The sequence below is a fragment of the Crossiella sp. CA-258035 genome (assembly GCF_030064675.1).
Lineage (GTDB): Bacteria > Actinomycetota > Actinomycetes > Mycobacteriales > Pseudonocardiaceae > Crossiella.
Genome location: NZ_CP116413.1, coordinates 799,137 through 815,915 on the forward strand (window position 1 = coordinate 799,137; position 16,779 = coordinate 815,915).

15 protein-coding genes are annotated in these 16,779 nt (G+C 67.2%); 13 read left to right on the forward strand and 2 right to left on the reverse strand.

Annotation, left to right across the window (positions count from 1 at the left end; genetic code table 11):
* Nucleotides 1-121: 121 nt before the first annotated feature.
* The 4 genes from N8J89_RS03880 to N8J89_RS03895 are packed head-to-tail and all read left to right on the forward strand — an operon-like array spanning nt 122 to nt 4,136.
* Nucleotides 122-874 carry a helix-turn-helix domain-containing protein gene (locus tag N8J89_RS03880; protein ID WP_283662982.1) on the forward strand — a complete coding sequence of 251 codons (753 nt, stop codon included), beginning with the start codon at nt 122-124 and terminating at the stop codon, nt 872-874.
* Nucleotides 875-902: 28 nt separating this feature from the next.
* Entirely contained in the window at nt 903-1,448 is a 546-nt protein-coding gene (locus tag N8J89_RS03885) for a M78 family metallopeptidase domain-containing protein (protein WP_283662983.1), read from the forward strand.
* 1 nt (nt 1,449) lies between these two features.
* Nucleotides 1,450-2,718, forward strand: a complete 1,269-nt coding sequence (locus N8J89_RS03890) for an MAB_1171c family putative transporter (RefSeq protein WP_349497441.1) — start codon at nt 1,450-1,452, stop codon at nt 2,716-2,718.
* Between the two features lie 20 nt (nt 2,719-2,738).
* Nucleotides 2,739-4,136, forward strand: a complete 1,398-nt coding sequence (locus N8J89_RS03895) for an FAD-dependent oxidoreductase (protein ID WP_283662985.1) — start codon at nt 2,739-2,741, stop codon at nt 4,134-4,136.
* A 177-nt stretch (nt 4,137-4,313) separates the two neighbouring features.
* Here N8J89_RS03895 and N8J89_RS03900 read toward each other — a convergent pair whose 3' ends face one another.
* Nucleotides 4,314-4,481 (reverse strand): hypothetical protein, encoded by a 168-nt coding sequence (locus N8J89_RS03900; protein WP_283662986.1) that lies wholly within the window; start codon nt 4,479-4,481, stop codon nt 4,314-4,316.
* A 295-nt stretch (nt 4,482-4,776) separates the two neighbouring features.
* On the opposite strand from N8J89_RS03900, the gene N8J89_RS03905 reads away from it, so the two are divergent.
* Nucleotides 4,777-5,649, forward strand: coding sequence for a 1-aminocyclopropane-1-carboxylate deaminase/D-cysteine desulfhydrase (locus tag N8J89_RS03905; RefSeq protein ID WP_283662987.1), 873 nt, complete (start codon nt 4,777-4,779; stop codon nt 5,647-5,649).
* A 3-nt stretch (nt 5,650-5,652) separates the two neighbouring features.
* On the opposite strand, the gene N8J89_RS03910 is transcribed toward N8J89_RS03905, so the two are convergent.
* Entirely contained in the window at nt 5,653-6,690 is a 1,038-nt protein-coding gene (locus tag N8J89_RS03910) for a hypothetical protein (RefSeq protein ID WP_283662988.1), read from the reverse strand.
* A gap of 303 nt (nt 6,691-6,993) precedes the next feature.
* Here N8J89_RS03910 and N8J89_RS03915 point away from each other — a divergent pair, with 303 nt between their 5' ends.
* The 8 genes from N8J89_RS03915 (at nt 6,994) to N8J89_RS41715 (ending at nt 16,737) form a co-directional block, all read left to right on the forward strand.
* The gene (locus tag N8J89_RS03915; protein ID WP_283662989.1) at nt 6,994-7,677 is read left to right on the forward strand and encodes a hypothetical protein; all 684 of its coding nucleotides are present in this window, start codon (nt 6,994-6,996) and stop codon (nt 7,675-7,677) included.
* On the forward strand, nt 7,674-8,036 hold the full coding sequence (locus tag N8J89_RS03920) for a hypothetical protein (RefSeq protein ID WP_283662990.1): 363 nt from the start codon (nt 7,674-7,676) through the stop codon (nt 8,034-8,036). Before N8J89_RS03915 ends, N8J89_RS03920 begins: the two co-directional genes overlap by 4 nt.
* Before the next feature lie 433 nt (nt 8,037-8,469).
* Entirely contained in the window at nt 8,470-11,640 is a 3,171-nt protein-coding gene (locus tag N8J89_RS03925) for an AAA family ATPase (RefSeq protein ID WP_283662991.1), read from the forward strand.
* The gene (locus N8J89_RS03930) at nt 11,637-12,506 is read left to right on the forward strand and encodes a helix-turn-helix domain-containing protein (RefSeq protein ID WP_283662992.1); all 870 of its coding nucleotides are present in this window, start codon (nt 11,637-11,639) and stop codon (nt 12,504-12,506) included. Before N8J89_RS03925 ends, N8J89_RS03930 begins: the two co-directional genes overlap by 4 nt.
* A 422-nt stretch (nt 12,507-12,928) precedes the next feature.
* Nucleotides 12,929-13,315 (forward strand): RNA polymerase-binding protein RbpA, encoded by a 387-nt coding sequence (locus N8J89_RS03935; RefSeq protein WP_283662993.1) that lies wholly within the window; start codon nt 12,929-12,931, stop codon nt 13,313-13,315.
* A 515-nt stretch (nt 13,316-13,830) separates the two neighbouring features.
* Nucleotides 13,831-14,610 carry an SAM-dependent methyltransferase gene (locus N8J89_RS03940; protein ID WP_283662994.1) on the forward strand — a complete coding sequence of 260 codons (780 nt, stop codon included), beginning with the start codon at nt 13,831-13,833 and terminating at the stop codon, nt 14,608-14,610.
* Between the two features lie 321 nt (nt 14,611-14,931).
* A complete protein-coding gene (locus N8J89_RS03945; protein WP_283662995.1) occupies nt 14,932-15,690 on the forward strand; it encodes a hypothetical protein in 759 nt (252 codons plus the stop codon).
* A gap of 786 nt (nt 15,691-16,476) precedes the next feature.
* Complete coding sequence (locus N8J89_RS41715; RefSeq protein ID WP_502868418.1) at nt 16,477-16,737, forward strand: RNA polymerase-binding protein RbpA; 261 nt, start codon at nt 16,477-16,479, stop codon at nt 16,735-16,737.
* The last annotated feature ends 42 nt before the right edge of the window (nt 16,738-16,779 follow it).

Sequence of the window (16,779 nt, forward strand, 5' to 3'; positions counted from 1 at the left end):
CAGCATAGGCACAGTCTGGAGAGCTTGTACTCAAGTAGACCCGATCGGGGTATCGCCCCCGAAGAAGTACAAGCGTTTGATGTGAGGTGGGCCAGGGGGCGACGGCTCGGGAGGTGACGTCGTGGTCGAGAACGGTATTCGCTCGTTCCCGGCTGTCCTGCAACAGCTCTGCGCTAACACCGATGGTCAGCCGATGTCCAACGTCAAGTTGGCCCAGGCGATCGGGGTCAGCCACAGCTATATCGCCCAGCTACGTCGGGGAACCCGCGAGCCGACGCTGGCCACGGTTGAGGCGCTGGCGGAGTTCCTCAACGTCCACCCGGCCTACTTCGTCGGCGGGCGGCGCGATCGGGCACCGCGGAGCTTGTCGCAACGGTCCTTCCGCGAGAAGCTGAACACCCTTTTCGACTTGGCCCGTCACCCGGAGAAGAACGAACTCACCCTGGACGCGGCAGTCGCGGCGGTCCGTGAGCGGGGCAAGGAACGGGGCGACACCAACTGGACGATCTCCCCGAGCACGATCATCGATCTGCGCAGCGGCAAGAACACCAACCCCCGCCTGCGGCACGTGATCATGCTTGCCGAGGTTTTCCACTCTCCGCCGGCCTACTTCCTCGACGAGGAGCTGGCCGAGCAGATGGACAGCCAGCTGAGGTTCCACCGCACCATGGCCGAGCTGGGCATCGAGAAGGTCGTCACTCGCGCGCCCGAACTTACCGAAGAGGTTCGCGACTCGCTCGTGCGGACGCTGGTCAAGGCGCTCAAACCCGAGGCCGCTGACGCGGTAGAAGAAGCCCTGACCCGTTCCGCGCGGGCTCCGGAGACACCTGACGGACAACCATCTGGCGGCACGGCACATGGCGGTGTGACGTGAACCAGGAGACGCTCCACAAGGCGGGACCATGAACCGTAAACAGCTGAAAGACCTTCGCCGGGAACTGATCCGGGAGCTGAACCTCGACCGTTCGGCGAGCACAGCCTCGGTCTGCCTTCGGCTGTGCGATGTCGTGGGCAACCGGCTTCGTCAGCCCATCCACCTGTACTTCGACGACCTGAGCGCGCGCGGGCTCAGCGGCTACTGGGCCCAGGACACCGCTGGCAGCAACTTCATCTTCGTCACCACCGCCCGGAGCTGGCCGCACCGGCTGCTCATCCTGCTGCACGAGCTGGCCCACATGATCTGCGGCCATGAGCCGGGACGGATCACGGAGGAGGAGGGCAGCACGCTGTTCACCCCCGACCTCTCCCCGGGCCTGCTCAGGATGCTCGCCCGCCGGACCACGTTGACCGCCGCGGACGAACAGGAAGCCGAACAGGTCGCCGGCGCGTTGATGCAGGACCTCCTCGCCGTGGCCGGGCAACAGCAGGTCGACCCGTTCCAGGTCGCCGACGACGACGCCGCCACCCGGGTCTGGTACTCGCTCGGGTTCGCCGCGAACCGGAGCTAAGATGATCTTCTATATCTTCTACTTCCTTTGCGCCATAGGCACTTTGGCGCTGGTCGCGCACAAGTACCGGTCGTGGCGAGCGGCCCCGGCGGCGCAGCGCCCGGCGATTCTTCCGCTGTGTACCTCGGGTATCTGCGTCGCCATTGGCTTCCTGGTCGCGGTGCCCCTGATTGGCGTGAACCTCAACAAGCTCACCGGGATTCCCAGCCTGTCGGTCATCGTCATGGGCGTGGTCACCATGGGCTGGGTCGGCTCCGGCCAGGTCATGTTGCTGTACTGGCGGTACTCCCCCGCGCGGGCCTGGCGCAGCGCCCGCTGGATCCTCTCGATCTACGGCGCCATCGCGGTGACCCAGGTGGTGTTGTTCGTGCTCGGCGGCCCGCCGGCCGACCTGCACCTGGAGTTCCTCGTCACCTATCCGGCCGCGCCGTTCTTCGGTGAGCAGATGGCGCTGCACTTCCTGGCCTACACCGTCGGCATGGCCAACATCGCGTACATGTGCTGGCGGTGGACGGCCGAGCCGACCACCGCCGGGCGAGCGTGGTTGCGCCGCGGGCTGCGCATCACCGCGGTGGGCATCCTGTTCGGCGTGGCCTACGGCACGGTGACCTTCATCGCGATCATCGCCACCTGGTTCGACCAGGACCTGAGCCTGCTCAGCACCCATGTCGGCCCCTCCTTGAACATCCTGTCCGCGCCACTGGTGATCATGGGCATGTCCATCCCGGTGTGGGGACCGAAGCTGCCCATCTCCGTGCAGAAGTTCGCCGACTACCCCGACGCGGTGCGCGACCACCGGCGGCTGCTTCCGTTGTGGCGGGCGCTCCAGCCAGTCGACCCCGAGCTGGTCCACCAGCAGCACCACCTCGGCAGCCGGTTCCAGGCCAGCAGCCGCCTGTTCTGGCGCGTGATCGAGATCAACGACTGGCTGCAACTGCTGGAGCCCTACCGCTCGGCCCGGGCTGCCGCTGCCATCGCCGATCGCATTCGCGAGGCCGACCTCACCGACGCCCAAGCACAGGCCTACCAGGAAGCAGCCGAGATCAAGGCTGCCCTGGCCGCCTACGAACGCGGCGAACGCAGCGCCGATGTCACGACCGTGCCGGAACACGGCGCGGCGGAGCAGGCCCACCACGCGTTCGCGGCCGAACGCGCCCGCCTGACCAGCATCGCAGCGGCCTTCCGCGACCCCGGCCTGAACAACCTGGCCGCGGCCAGCACCGCCCCGGTGGCGAGCACCTCGGATCACGCAGCGGCCACGCCCCGCTGACCCACCTCGAAGGGACCGCAATGCCGACACCTCGGATCCGCAACGCCCTCGTGCTCGGCGGCGGCTTCGCCGGAACCCTCGCCGCGTACGTGCTCTCCCCGGTCGCCGACACCGTCACCGTCGTCGACCGCGACCGCTTCGCCGATGAACCCACCGACCGCAAAGGCACCCCGCACGCACGCCACACCCACGCCCTGGTCTCCGGTGGCGCGCGCGCTCTGGATGACCTCATGCCCGGCCTGATCGACTCGCTGCTTGCCAAGGGCGCACAGCGGATCGGCCTGCCCGACCGCTACCTGGCCCTGACCCCCTACGGCTGGTTTCACCGCCGTCCCGGCACCCAGTACATCATCGGCAGCAGCAGGCGCTTGCTCGAATGGACCATCCGATCCCGGCTGCCCCACGGCGACCAGCTCCGCTTCATCGAGGCCACCGACGTCCTCGGCCTGACCGGCAGCTCGACCGCGGTCACCGGCGCCCGGTGCCGGGACCGCGCCACCGGTGAGGTCATCGAGCTGTCCGCGGACTTCGTGGTCGACACGACCGGCCGCAGCTCCCAGGCCCTCGACTGGCTGACCGAACTCGGCCTTCCCCCGGTACACCAAGTGACCGTGGATCCCGGCATCTTCTACACCACCAGGATCTTCCGCGCCCCTGACGAGGCCACGCAGGACTTCCCGGCGGTCAACATCCAGGCCAACCCGGCGCTGACCACTCGATCCCGCCGCTCCGGCGTGCTCATCCCGATCGAGGACGGGCAGTGGACCGTCACCCTCTCCGGCGCCCCCGGCTCCCAGCCCACCCTGGACGAGGAAGGCCAGCGCGCTTTCGCCGCCAGTCTGCCGGACCCCACCATCGCCAAGCTGATCGCCGCGGCCGAACCCCTCGGTCCGGCCTTCGGCTTCCGTGCGCACGCGAACCGGCGCCGCTACTTCGAGCGCCTGCCGCAGTGGCCACGCGGCCTGGTCGTCTTGGGCGATGCCTACGCCACCTTCAACCCGGTCTACGGGCACGGCCTCACCGTCGCCGCCCGCGCCGCCATCGCCCTCCGCGACGGACTGGCCCAGCACGGTGCCGACGGCACCCAGCAGATCCAGCAGTCGATCGCCGCTGCGGCTGACGACGCTTGGACGATGGCCACCACCCAGGACCTCCGCTTCCCGCAGACCGACTGCCCGCGTCCCGGTCGAGCCGCCCGGCTCCAGTACGCGTTCCAGGACTGGCTCGGCCGCAAGGCCATGAACAACCCCACGATCGCCGAGGCGCAAATCGACGTGTTCACCTTGTCCGCGCCGGCGACCAACCTGCTGCGACCCAGCATCCTGCTCAAAGCGCTCCGGACCCCGCACAAGGACGGCCTGAACACGCCGCCGTTCAGCAACGAGGAACTCCGCGTCCTGGAACCGACGCCGAGCTGATCTGGACGCTCGTTCCTGGCGGGGACGCTGGTCCACCAGGGGGGATGAGGCGGACCAGCGTTCCCCTAGTGGGCCCATCAGGGGGAGGGACAGGCCCATGGCCGTCGAGGGTAGTCGCGACTTCCCCGTTGCCTCACTCGAAAATCGCGGCGCCACCCGGCCGGGTGAACGCCGCGCTCAGCGCTCTGGACAGGCGATGACGCGGACGTCGGGTCCGCTCATGTCGACCCGGACGACTTCCAGGCGCACGATGTCGGCCATGGTGGTGATGCCCGCGTCGCCGAGATCGGGCTTCCCCGTATCCAGCAGCGTGGGCGTCCTGGCCATCCAGAGCGACGTTGCCACAGCCGATCTCCGCTGCACCAGCATCGTCCCCGTGCCCAGGCAGGCTCGCCGGTCCTCGCCAAACGCTGCTGAACCGGATCAACTGGACCACGACCGGGCGTGTCGCAGTCGCTGCGGCACAGTTCGACGTGTGCACCCTCATGGCGTCCCCGAGCCCACTCCTGTCGCCTTGGGTGTTGTTCGGCGCACTGTTGGGACCCGGTGCACCTTGCCCCGGCCGACCCACCCGTCACCGATCCTGCACGCCGGTCCTCTCCGCCCCGCCGAACAGCCAGCCGGCATCTAGATTGTGCCCATGCCGTTGCCGGACCTCCGCCTGCCGTCGCCCCTCGTCGAACTAACTGATGAGCGTGCCCAACGTCGTGGAGTTGCGGTGTACCTCAAGCGCGATGACCTCATCCATCCCGAACTCCGCGGCAACAAGTGGCGCAAGCTGCAGCACAACATCACCGCCGCAAAGGAACAGGGCTTCACACAGCTGCTCACTTTCGGCGGGGCCTACTCCAACCACGTCCCCGCGACCGCCTCCGCGGGTAGGCACTTCGGGTTCGCGACCGTCGGCGTGATCCGCGGTGAGGAACACCTGCCGCTCAACGACAATCTGGCGCTCGCCGTAAGCCGAGGCATGACCCTCAGCTACCTTGACCGCCAGACCTACCGCAGCAAGACCGAGCCAAAGGTTCTCCAGCGCCTGCACGAGGAGTTCGGCGACTTCTACTACCTGCCAGAGGGCGGCAGCAACGCCTTGGCACTGAAGGGCTGCGCCGAGTTGCCAACCGAGATCACCGTCCCCTTCGACGTCATCTGCTGTGCGGTTGGCACCGGCGGCACCCTGGCCGGAATCGCCCACGGCCTGCGGAAGGAACAGTGCGCCATCGGCTTCGCGGCCCTCAAGGGCGGCGACTTCCTCAACGCCGAGGTGGACCAGCTGCAACGCGACGCCTTCGGCGCGGCCAGTGGCAACTGGCACATCGAGACCGAGTTCCACTTCGGTGGTTTCGCCAAACGCAAACCCGAGCTGGATGACTTCATCGCCGACTTCCAGGCCCGCCACGGCATCCAGCTCGACTGGGTGTACGTCGCGAAGATGCTCTACGGCGTCTTCGCTCTCATCGACCGTGGCCGGTTCGAGCCCGGAACTCGGCTCATAGCCGTCATCTCGGGATGACGACTACGCCTTGTTCTCATAGATTCGTTGTGCTGCCTTGGAAATGTCGTCCTGGCACCAGTCCAGTTCCCACTGGCCGCTGTTGATGGTGAAGTCCCGGCCGAACCCCAGCCACATGCCCCGCATCCGGCGCCGGGGCTGGTCCACCACCATCTGGAGCGTGCCGTGGTAGACCGCCCCGCGGTAGTACCCCGTCAACGAGGTTCGCTCGCGCCAGGTGCCGGTCGCCACGGCGGCATCTAGGTTGAGTTCGAGCCGGAGCTCCGATCCGGCGGAATGCGGCAAGCCCTGCGCCACCAGCCGCGCACCGTGCTGCCGCAGGACCACGTAGTGCTCGCCCACGAAATCCGACCCACGGCCGGTGCTCGGGTAGATGTAACGGCTGTGCCAGATGCCGGTCAGCGGTTGGGCGGTCGTCGGCGCGGACGCGGACGGTTGCGCGTCTGCTGATGCGGTGTCGGCCAGGGCCGAGCCGGATGCAGCGAGCGTCAGCCCGGCACTCACCTTCAGCAACAGGTTCCGGCGGCTGATCACACGTCCATCGTCGGCGTGCACCCAGTTCGTCACCATCTCCGCGAGTTGCTGGACGCTGCTGGTCTCCACCCTCTCCACCAAGGCGGTCATCCCAGCGGGTTGGGCGACCTCATCACTGGCGACCATCAGTTCCTGGCCACTGCGGTAGATCGGGTCCGCCTGGCGGAAGTCGGCGCAGTCAATCAGCAGGTCCGCGAGGCGGCACTGGTACAGCTTGGCCAGTCTGCCGAGCACGTCGAGCGATGGTGCATGTCCCGTGGGCGCGGGCCACTGCTCCCAGTACGAGAAGTTCTTGTCCGACTTGGGATCGTCCGGCCAGCGGTCGTTCCACTCGTCAGCGGCTTGCCGTTGGCTCCAGCCGTGCACCAGCCGCATTGCCACCCGCATGTTGACGCCGTAGCGCTCGCGGAACAGCTCAGCGATCTCCACCCAGGTCTTGTGCAGCGCCCGCTGTTCGGCGGACAGTTGACGTTGCGCCTGGCGCACGCTGCGAACCGGCTCGCCCATCGCGGCCTCCTTCCGGTCTGCCGAGGACCCGGACGGTAGCGGCGGACACCGCGCCCGCATTTTCTCCCCGTTCAACCGGGAACTATTGTCCCACAAGATCACGGTCTTGTCGGGTTCATTGCAGCTCCAACCTGGGCTTTTCTTGAGAGCAGGCACCACTCCGCCGGATCGCTCGACCTGCGACCCGCTCCAGAGTCCAAGACGTTCGACCTCGCTCTTGGCGGCGGTCGGCGCCCCGGCTGAGCAGGTGCTGCCAATAGATCGTTTGTCCATTGTGGACATACCTGGCCGGGAGGTGCGCACGTGATGACCAACGCGAATCCTTTGTCCGCCAACGAGCAGTGCCAGCTCAACGGTGACCTGTTCGCACCGAATCCTCTTTCCGTAGCTCGTGGTGGCTACTTGGAACGCGGTGACACGACTACGCGCACCCTCGACGCCTGGTTCTTCGTCCAGGTCTTGCACAGCCCAGATCCCGGCATTAGGAACGACGTACACCTGGTTCGTCGTGACGGCACGCCTGGTTACGAGGCGCAGCCATCGCCGTTTGCCTTGCTGTGCAAGAAGGAACCTCTCGTGTCGTGGTTGCCTCACGAGGTCCGATTGCTGACGAGCTTCTGCGGACGAGCCTGCCCGGCGTGCCTCCGGGCTGCAAGGCCCGGGAACACCGACCCCGACCTCGTCGACTTCTACGTGCCGGTGCTCCAAGCCCAGGGATGGCGCTGGGGAGTTCAACTACCCGGTGCGGTCGAGCCCTCGCTCGCGCTGGTGCGGGAGCCCTGGCTGATCGTGATGACGCTGCCCAGGGTCGGAGCGTCCATTGTGGTGTGCCTGCCGAACTCCTGGAATGCCAACCAACCCCGAGACCTCGGTGGAGAGCGATTCCGCTTCTTGGTGCCGATTGGTGTAGCGGTCGAGTGGGCAGCCACCTCTGAGTTGGATGACACGACCCTCTTGGAATCGGTCGCTCAAGGAGGTCGAGGGTGAACCGGCATCAGCTCGGCAAACACGACCGTGTCCGGCCTCTGTATCCGAAGCAGTCATTGTTGTCTTACATATTGACCTGCATGGACAGCTGGGTCGACTTGCTACTGGTGTCGACGATTGTGGCTGCAGTTGGCCCCACGGTGCTGGCTGTTGCTGCAGTCGGTGAGCTGGTGGGCGACCTTCTTCTCGGGGCGCTCGGCGCGGTGGTGTTGCTGGCGGTGTTCGAGCTCCTTCGCCGTCGTCCCACTCGGGCGCGCCGAACCTCGTCCAGAGCCGGTGCTCTCGTTCTGGCGACGACATCAATCGGTGTCATGTCCGGTGCGGCGGTCCTGTGCGGATTCGTTGAGGGGTGGGCATGAGTACGCGAGCACGGCATTCCCGCGGGCTGGCGACCGTCCTGAGCGCGGCCACAGGCACCCCTGTGGTGGCGCAGTTCGACAGGCGACAAGGCCGCTATGTGCTTTGCTGGGAGGCTGGCCCCACGATCCTGGCGCTGAGTTCGCGGGTCAGGGAGCAGATCGAAAGGTACCCCACTCTTCGCCTTGACGAATTGCTCTACTTGCGAACTGATTCCTCCACCGCGCACCGACCAGACGGCAATTGGGTGGCGAATCCCGTTCCGGCGCCAAACCATCTTCCTGTGCCAGTTGCTACTGAAAGCCGGTTACCGAAGGAACACCACGGTCGGTGCGCATGACAATCGCCGCGCCCGAGCCGCGGACAAGGAGGGCCTAAGCCTCATCACGGCGCGCAACTTGTTGAACGAAACCACACCATCCTGAGGGCACCATTATGAGCCGCACCATCAGCAACCTCGACATCAGTCGCAGCCCTAGCTGGACTACTCGGAATCTGGCCGATGTCCTGGAAGCGGCCCGCTCCGCCAACAACGCTTTGCGTCCCGCACCCCGGCCGCCCTCAGCATCGGCGGTGGCCGAGCGCGCAGCCACCTCGACCACCGCACTGGAGTCCCTGCAGCAGTTGCGTCCGGTGCTGACGACGGCCGTCTCGGTCGCGGCGGAGTGGGGAAGGCACCAGTTGGCGCTCAATCTGGCTGAGGCGCTGGGAGAGCAGTTGCTGTCCCACTTCGACAGCGGTCCGGTCGAGATCTACACCATCCGGACGGCAACGGAGATCGCCCATCACGAAAGAAACTGGCTGACTGAAAGCCGGTTGCGTCTGTGCCTGTCAACGCTACTGCTCGATTCCGGACCGGATGACGTCGCGCTTCAGCTGATCAAGACGGAGAACACCAAGGCGTGCTACGCGATCGAACAAGTCGGGGCCATCGAAAAGGCGCGCGCCGTGAAAGCACTGGCATTTGGCGTGTCGAGCCTGACCGCCAAGTGTGACGATGATCTGGAGGCTGCCGAGCAGTTCGTGGTCGATGCGATCTCCCTGGACAAGGAACTGCGAGACACACGGCTGCAGGGGCTGCACACCATGCTGCTGGCCGAGATCGTTTCCGGGCGGGGTGATCACCGGATCGCTCAGAAGCATCTCTTCGACGCCCTGGATCTGCTGGCCGGCGCGGGGGACGAGGTCGGGGTGGGGCGGGTGTGGACCGCCTTGTGCCGCCTGGCGTTGCAGCAGGGGCGCGCCGATCTCGCACTGCCGGACGCGGTAAGCGCTGTCCGGCAGTTGGAGGGCCTGGGCTATCCCCGGTACCTGGCGGTGGCCAAGGCGGTGAAGTCGACCGCCCACTACGAACTCGGCCAGCGCGCCGAGGCGGAGTTCGAGCGCGCTGGAGCGCTCGAACTGGTCGCGCCGGGGACACCTTCGGCGCGCCTGGTGCGAGAGGCGTTGGAGTTGCCTGCCCGGCTGCCGTCGGCGGCCCTCCTGGCGGGACTGCGGCAGCTCGATGCCGCCAGCAACCCCACTCCGTCGTGTCCGACACCCGCGGCAGTAGCCCGAGTGGCACCATCCGGGTCGTTTTCAGCCCTGGTCGGACGCGCGGACGAGTTGGCCCGCCTGAACAAGGCCGCTGAGGTGGTCACCGTGACCGGGCCGATGGTGGTAGCGATCTCCGGCCCGGCCGGCATCGGCAAGTCCGGCCTTTCCCATCGGTGGGCCTCTCTGCACGGTCGAGCCACCGCCCGCTTCGCTGACAGCTGCCTCTACGCCACGCTGAACCATGGCGCGCTCTCCCCAGAGGTGACAACCAGCATCACCCTTGATCAGTTCCTGCGTGCCCTGGGGGTGTCGGTCAGCGAGATCGACGCCGCTGGGACCCTAGCCGCCAAACATGCGCTGTTCTGCCAGCTCACCGCTGGCAGAAGGCTGCTGATCGTGCTGGACGACGTCGTCGACACTGCCGATCTTGGCTACTTGGTGCCCGACTCGCCCCACAGCATGGTCATCATCACCAGCCGCGAGACCATCCCGCCGTTGCGAGCCGGGCAAATCGATATCGCCTTGGACGCCCTGGACTCCGACTCGGCCGTCGGGTTGTTGGTCAACGTCTTGGGCGGGCACCGCGTGGACGCCGAGGCATCCGACGCCCGACGCATCGCTGCCGGATGCGCGGGGAACCCCAGCGCCCTGCAGATCCTTGCGAGCGGGCTCGCCTTGCAGCCATCGACCACCCTGGCCGCGACAGCCGCTGCGCTGGAGGCCGCCTTGGCCGAGGGCGAAGCCGTGATCGAGGCTGCGGTCACGGTGGCCTGTTCCTGGTTGCCGAACGAGATTTTCGCCGCATACCAGAGGCTTTCGGTTCTGCCGCTGACCACGCTGACGAAGTCGATCACTGCGGCGGCTCTCGGTCTGTCCACTGTGGCCGAGGCAGGGCGCCTGCTGGAGGAACTGGCCTACCGAAAGTTGATCACTAACAGCGTTGGGGGGCGCTATCGCATCCCGGAGGCCTTTTCCCAGGTGGTGCACCAGCTCGCCTACAGCACTTTCGGGGTTGCGGAGTGCGAGACGGTGATCCGGCGCGGCATCACCCAGGCCGCCTTCGAGGCTGCCGTCGCCGGGCAATGCGCGGCGGAGTACCGCGAGAACTTGCGGGAGCTGCTGCCAAAGGGGCAATGGCCGACTGTGGCGATGGAGCCGAACTGCCGCTTCGACGGTCTCCCTGCCGCGGACTGGCTGGAAGCCGAGCGCGTTATGGTCAGCCAGGTCGTGGTGGCCGCCACCGATCTCGGCGATCCGTTCGTGGCCTGGATGAGCGCGGGCGCGTTTGGACGGCTGTGCTTGCAGCACGGCGGTGTGCCCGAAGCCATGACCGTGCTGAACATGGCGATTGACTGCGTCAGGGAAGCCCTCGGCAAGCTGTCCCCGAGCAAGGCGTCACGGTACAGATTGCTCCAAGCCGACCTCTTGGCCCTGCTGAGCGTTCTCACCCTCTGCGCCCTGCGTACCGTCCCCGCCAAGGACCGCGCCACCCTCACGCGCGAAGCGGAGAAACACCTCGACGCCGCCCGCAAACTGTCGGTTCCCGGCAACAAGCTGTGGAAGTTGGGCAAGCTGCTGGACGCGGCGCTTCGGGCTGCCGGCGCTCATCACGCGGATCAGCTAGTCGCCGAAGCCCTGCAATGCCTGGCGATCGACCACGCGCGCCAGGTCGGTAAACAACGCCCGCAGGGCCAGCACACGTGGACGCTGGGCACCATTCTGGCCGCAGCTGGCCGGGACGAGGAGGCGGTGGCAGCTTTCACCGCCGCTGAGCAACTTCTCCACGACCCGGCCGACAAGGCTCCGGTGTTGCTCTCGGCCGCGGTGCTCTTCGCCAGTCAGCGGCACCTGGACCGCGGCATCGCCGTTCTGGAGCACGCCGCGGCGCTGCTCGAACAGCCCGGCTACGCGGCATTGCTGGCCAAGGTGCATACCGCGCAGGCGCTGCTGTGGGGGATGCGCAACAACCGGAGCCAGGCCGTCACCTTCCGCGACGCCGCGCTGGCCCTGCCGCCCGTGCAGGACGGGGAGCAGTTGGCGGAAGTGCTCAAGCCGCTGGAGGCGTGGTGAGGAGCGAGTATCTGCGTGCAGCCGAGTCGCACACCACGGAGATTGAGCGCCTGTGGGACGAACGAGGGCTCACCGGCCGTCAGATCGGAGAGAAGCTCGGTCTGAGTACCCGGGCGGTGTACCGGGTGCTGAGGGTGAAGCGCACCGCACCGCCGCGACGGAGCTGGACTTGGTTCGTCGGACCAAAGCGGATCGCGGCCATCGCCTGGCTCCAGCGAAGGCGTCATACGACGAACGTCGGCGACCTCATCCGAGTCACCGGTCTATCCCGAGGCTCCATCCGGCAGTACTTGAAGGAGGACCTGAATCAGTGGAGCGATGAGGAGATAGCTCAGGCCCTTGAGCAGTTTCCTGACCCGTTCGACCTCGGCGCCGTCAGCGCGGAAGAGCTGGAAGGCTGGGGACAGGTCTCCCAGCACGAGACGACCTTGGCCGTAAGCACTCGGCGGCCAATCGACGTCGCGGTGTTCAGCGCCAAAGCACCCACCGTCCGGCTCTCCCGCGAGGACCAGGTGCGCTGCGCGCTCACGGCATGGCACCTGCGTCGCGAACGGCATTTCACGACCGCCGAGGTCGCCTTCATCCTCGGCCGGTCACCGTCGACCATCGGCCACTGCGTGCGAGTGCTGAGCGCATATACCCACCCACCACTGAAAGGCGATTACCGTGCAAGGGCCGCGGAAACCTGCAAACAGCTACTCGCCGCCGGACACGACATCCGCCGAATCGCCACGAAGCTCGGCAGGTCCCCCGAGACGGTGCGCAGGCTGCTCAGGGAAGCAAACGCCGTCACTCGGCGGGCACCTAGGAACGACAGGCCCGCCACTCCTGACACCGTTGCCTCACCGTCGGCCGAACTCCCATGACGCCCTTGGACAGCCTACGCGGGACAGCCGGGAAGTGTCCGGTCATCGGCGACTGGTGCCATCCGGCCGACCTGCCCTGCCACGATCCGGCCACCGGCGAGAAGTACTGGCCCTGCATGTACTGCGGGCGACCGTTGTGGCCAGTCACCAAGTTATCGGCACTCGCACCTCACCGACCGCAAGCGCGCCAGCCGCTCGAACCTGACCACACCACCGTGACCCAGATGAATGGAGAAGATCATGAACCCATTGATCAACAGCGCGTGTGCCCGTTCCCCCATCTCGTCCACCGAGCTGTTCCCGCGCCCAGCGGCCAGGATCCTCCCGCGCAGCGGCTCAGGCCAGGCCGAGCCCACCACACCCAGCTCGATGAACGGCAGTCGTCGCGACGGCCACCTGCCGAGCCCGCCGAAGGCACGGGCATGAGCGCAGGCGGACTTCAGGTGTTGCCGTTGCGAGGCCGGCGGCTGAGCGGCCACACCAGTTTCGAGAAGGAGCCCGAGGCCGGGTGTGACGCCCAGCAGATCTCCTACCTCTGTCCCCGGGAACACCACTTCACGGTGCGGTTCGCCAAGACCGCCGATGTCCCGCCGTTGTGGGAATGTCGCAAGCACGGAGTCGAAAGCCGTTGCGTCACACCAAAGACGGGATCCTCGGACACGAGGATAGACGGCCCTGCGAAATCCGCATCGCGCGGTAAAGCACCGCGCACGGCATGGATCATGCTCCGCGAACGCCGGTCGATCAGTGAGCTAGAGGGCCTGCTCGACGAGCAGCTGGCCAAACTGCACGCTGCCCGAGAAGGCTGAGAGGACCGAGACCTACACCCTCGTCGGGCCGGGGGTACCGGCCCGCGGTCGACCGGATCACCCGGCACGCCGGTGCCCTGAGCGAGGTCATCACGGATCTGGCCGCCCTGGTCGACGTGGCGCGCAGGAGCCCGTTCGCCGCTGACGGCATGCCGCAGCCCAGCGGCAGGGAGGTGGCTCGGCGAGGCGGTTGGGGACTTCCGTCGGGGCCTTGTTGGCGATGCCCGAGGTGCGAGCGAGGCTGCACGGAACCCGAGTCTGGTAGCGGGTTCCCGTGATGATCGCGGCCCGACCCATCGGACACGGAGTACGCGCGCCTGTCCTCGGAACGACCGACTGTCTGTTGTGGACAGTCAGGCCCTGGCGTACTGCTCGCCGAGCAGTGCTGCCAACAACCCCAGCGCATCCCTTGCCAACTCGCCAACTCGTTTGCGTACCTACCGCCCCAAGCGCAGTTGCCTAAACCTCCCAACCAGAGCCCCACCGCCACCAGAACCCGTTGAAGGAGCCAGAAAATGACCGGTGACAGAGCGAATGCGCCCGCCTGGCAAGGCACCCAGGACATCTATCCCTCTCCAGCGCGCGTTCACACCTTCCTCGTCGGCGGCGCCCTGCACTGCCCGCTGGACCGGGCTGAGGCCACATCGCTGCTGGAAGCTCTACCATGCGCCGATGAGCTCGCCCGAGCGCAGCTGCGGTTCGCCACCGCTGCCGTTGAGGAGATGCTCGCCTGCGGCATCAAGCAGTTCCTCGACCTTGGTGCGGGAATGCCGGCGGTGCCCTCCCCGGCCTGCACCATCAGCGACCGGGCGCCGACAGCCACGGTCGTGATGGTGGAAAACCATCCTTCCACCGCAGCACAGGCCCTGCACTTGGCCCGACCAGGCATGCACGTGGTGCACGCCGACCTCACCGACACCGACGAGGTACTCCACGCCCGGACCTCTGCCGGGCCGCTTCTGGACCTGAACCAACCACTGGGAATCCTGGCAATCGACAGCCTGCACAGCGTCACCGATCACCACCGCCTCCGCCAAGCCCTGGCCGACTACCGCGCGGCGGCCACGCCCGGCAGCGCGCTTGCCGTCACGGTGCTCAGCGACATCAGCACCAACCACCCCTTGCTGGCCTACCTGGACTACCACGCCGAGGAGGGAACGCCCGTGCGGCCGATCAGCCCCGATGCGCTCCAGGCCATGCTCGCCCCGTGGGCGACCACACCCCAGATCCTGGCCCTGGACGACCTGCCCGCGATCGCCGCCCTCACCTGGACAGCGACAACCTCCACGGCCTGATCGGCTAGCGCCGATCCGGCCACCGCCCTCCCCGTGAGCCGACGCCGAAGGTTATTCGGCTCAACAGAGCCACCTTCGTGGACTCGTAGTGGGCAACCGCCCTTCACCTCGTCGCGGGCACGCCGGACATCTGCCTACACCGCAACGGATCGCGGCTCCTTCTGGCTGACTCGCCGCCTACCACTGGACCTGTAAGCACAACGCCACAAGTGCCGCTGTGAACACCGAATCCACTACTAGTCAAGGACAATTGCCATGACGTCCCAACCCTCTCACCTACGAGCCAGGCCCTCTCGACGGGTTGCCGCCGTCGTCGCCGTCTTGCTGCTCGCTGGTGGTTGCACTGGTCTGGACGGCCCGCCGCCGTCGGAACCGACCGAGCACCTTAAGCCCTCCGAGGCCCGCCAGGTCACGGCACCGAGTTTGATTGGCAAGCCTGACGATCAGGCCTGCGAGCATCCCCGCGCCTCTCCGACGCTGTGCCGCCCGTGGGCGCAGCCGGAGCCACGTCCGTTCTCGGCGATCCTGCCCTACGCCACCAAGGACAATGCCTACGGTGCGCAGTGGGGGGCGGTGTATTCCTGCGATGCGCTTGTCCCGGAGCGCCTGGCGCAGATGATGACCGACGGCAGGATCGCCGAACCGCGCTACTTGCGGGCGACCAAGACCAGCCAGTGCGAGATCTGGGCGGATACCCATCCAGCCAACCCTCGGCTGGGGGTCAGGCTCCACCGCGGCCCGTGGAACATCAGTCCCGAGGAACGCGCGAAGGGAGGCTCGTGCTGGACCTGCCCCAGTTCTGATGACCCCGGTGCGGCAGTCGAGGAGATCGAAATCGCCGGGCGGAAGGTGGCCGTGCAGACGATCCCGCTGGCCGATGGCCGCGCCGTGGTGGACATGAGGATCCAGATCCCGCACTCCGGGAGCTGGGTGTGGCTGGTGCACTACCGGATCCACGAGTACCGGAAACCAGCTGCGGCAAGCGGAACCACCGCGACCATCCCGGCAGACCGGGCCCGCGCGCGAAGCCTGACCGAGGAGCTGGCGCGCGACCTGATCGCCTACGACCAACGCGGCTAACCCACCGCCCCCGCGGCCGCACCTAGAAGAGGGGAACTGGCGTGCCAAGCACCTGGCGGCTGACTGTCCCTTGAACTGCGACACAGCTATTACGGCCCCTGCCAACTGTTTCATGACGGATGCCACCGTCTGCCGACCTCGCGGTACGGCAGCCCCGGCTGCGACACCACCGCCCAGGGTCCGAGGGCCTGAACAGCCAAGCCCTCGGCCAGGGCGAGGTCCCATCGAGGGCCGTGCCGGCGGACTCCCGGCTGACCGCGCGCCGAGCGTTGCGCCGGTGATTACCAGCCCGTCCGGAGGCCTGACCACCGGCAGGATCACCAGGAAGAAGGGACACCTTGACGATGCCGATCACGCCCACCGCCGTCCGTGACGCCCACGACTACCTCCCCGCCGCACAGTGGGACCGCCTGGTCACCTTGGTCAGGCGCGACCACCACCTCGACCAGGCCCTGTCCGAGCGGATCCTGGGCCAGACCATCGCCTTCCTCATCACCTGTTCCCGCAACCTCGGCTTGTCCTCCGCCCGTCCCCGATGGTCGACCTGGGTTGGCACACCTTCCTCCACGACACCCCCGCCTACACTGATTCGGCTGGTCGATTCCGTCGCAACCGCCTACGTGGCTGCGGAGATCCACGCAGCTTCACAAGTACGGCGCTACCTCTTCCGGCAGGCGGCACCAGGCGGGCAGTCCCGATGCGCCTCCGAGGTGACCGGGGCATCGCGGTCAGCTACGAACCCGACCGTGACCAGGACCTCGTGGCGCGGCGCGAGGTGCCGTACTTGTGCCCCCGGGCGGCGAAGGGGACACCGGCCACACGATCCGTGTGCCCCTCGCCGCGGAAGCCGAACCGCCGATCACCTGGACGTGCCGCCAGCACGGCACCGAGGCTGATCTGTCGCTGGGCACCACGTCGCCGCCACGGCCCAAGCGGCCCACGCCGAGGAAGTCGCACCTTCAGCACCTGTACGAGCGCCGCTCCCCGGCGGAGCTGGAGGTCCTGGTCAACGAGCGCCTGGCCCAGCTGCGCGGGGACCGGAAGTAAGCAGCACTGCTCCCCGCCGGCCCGCAGCACGCACAGCAGACC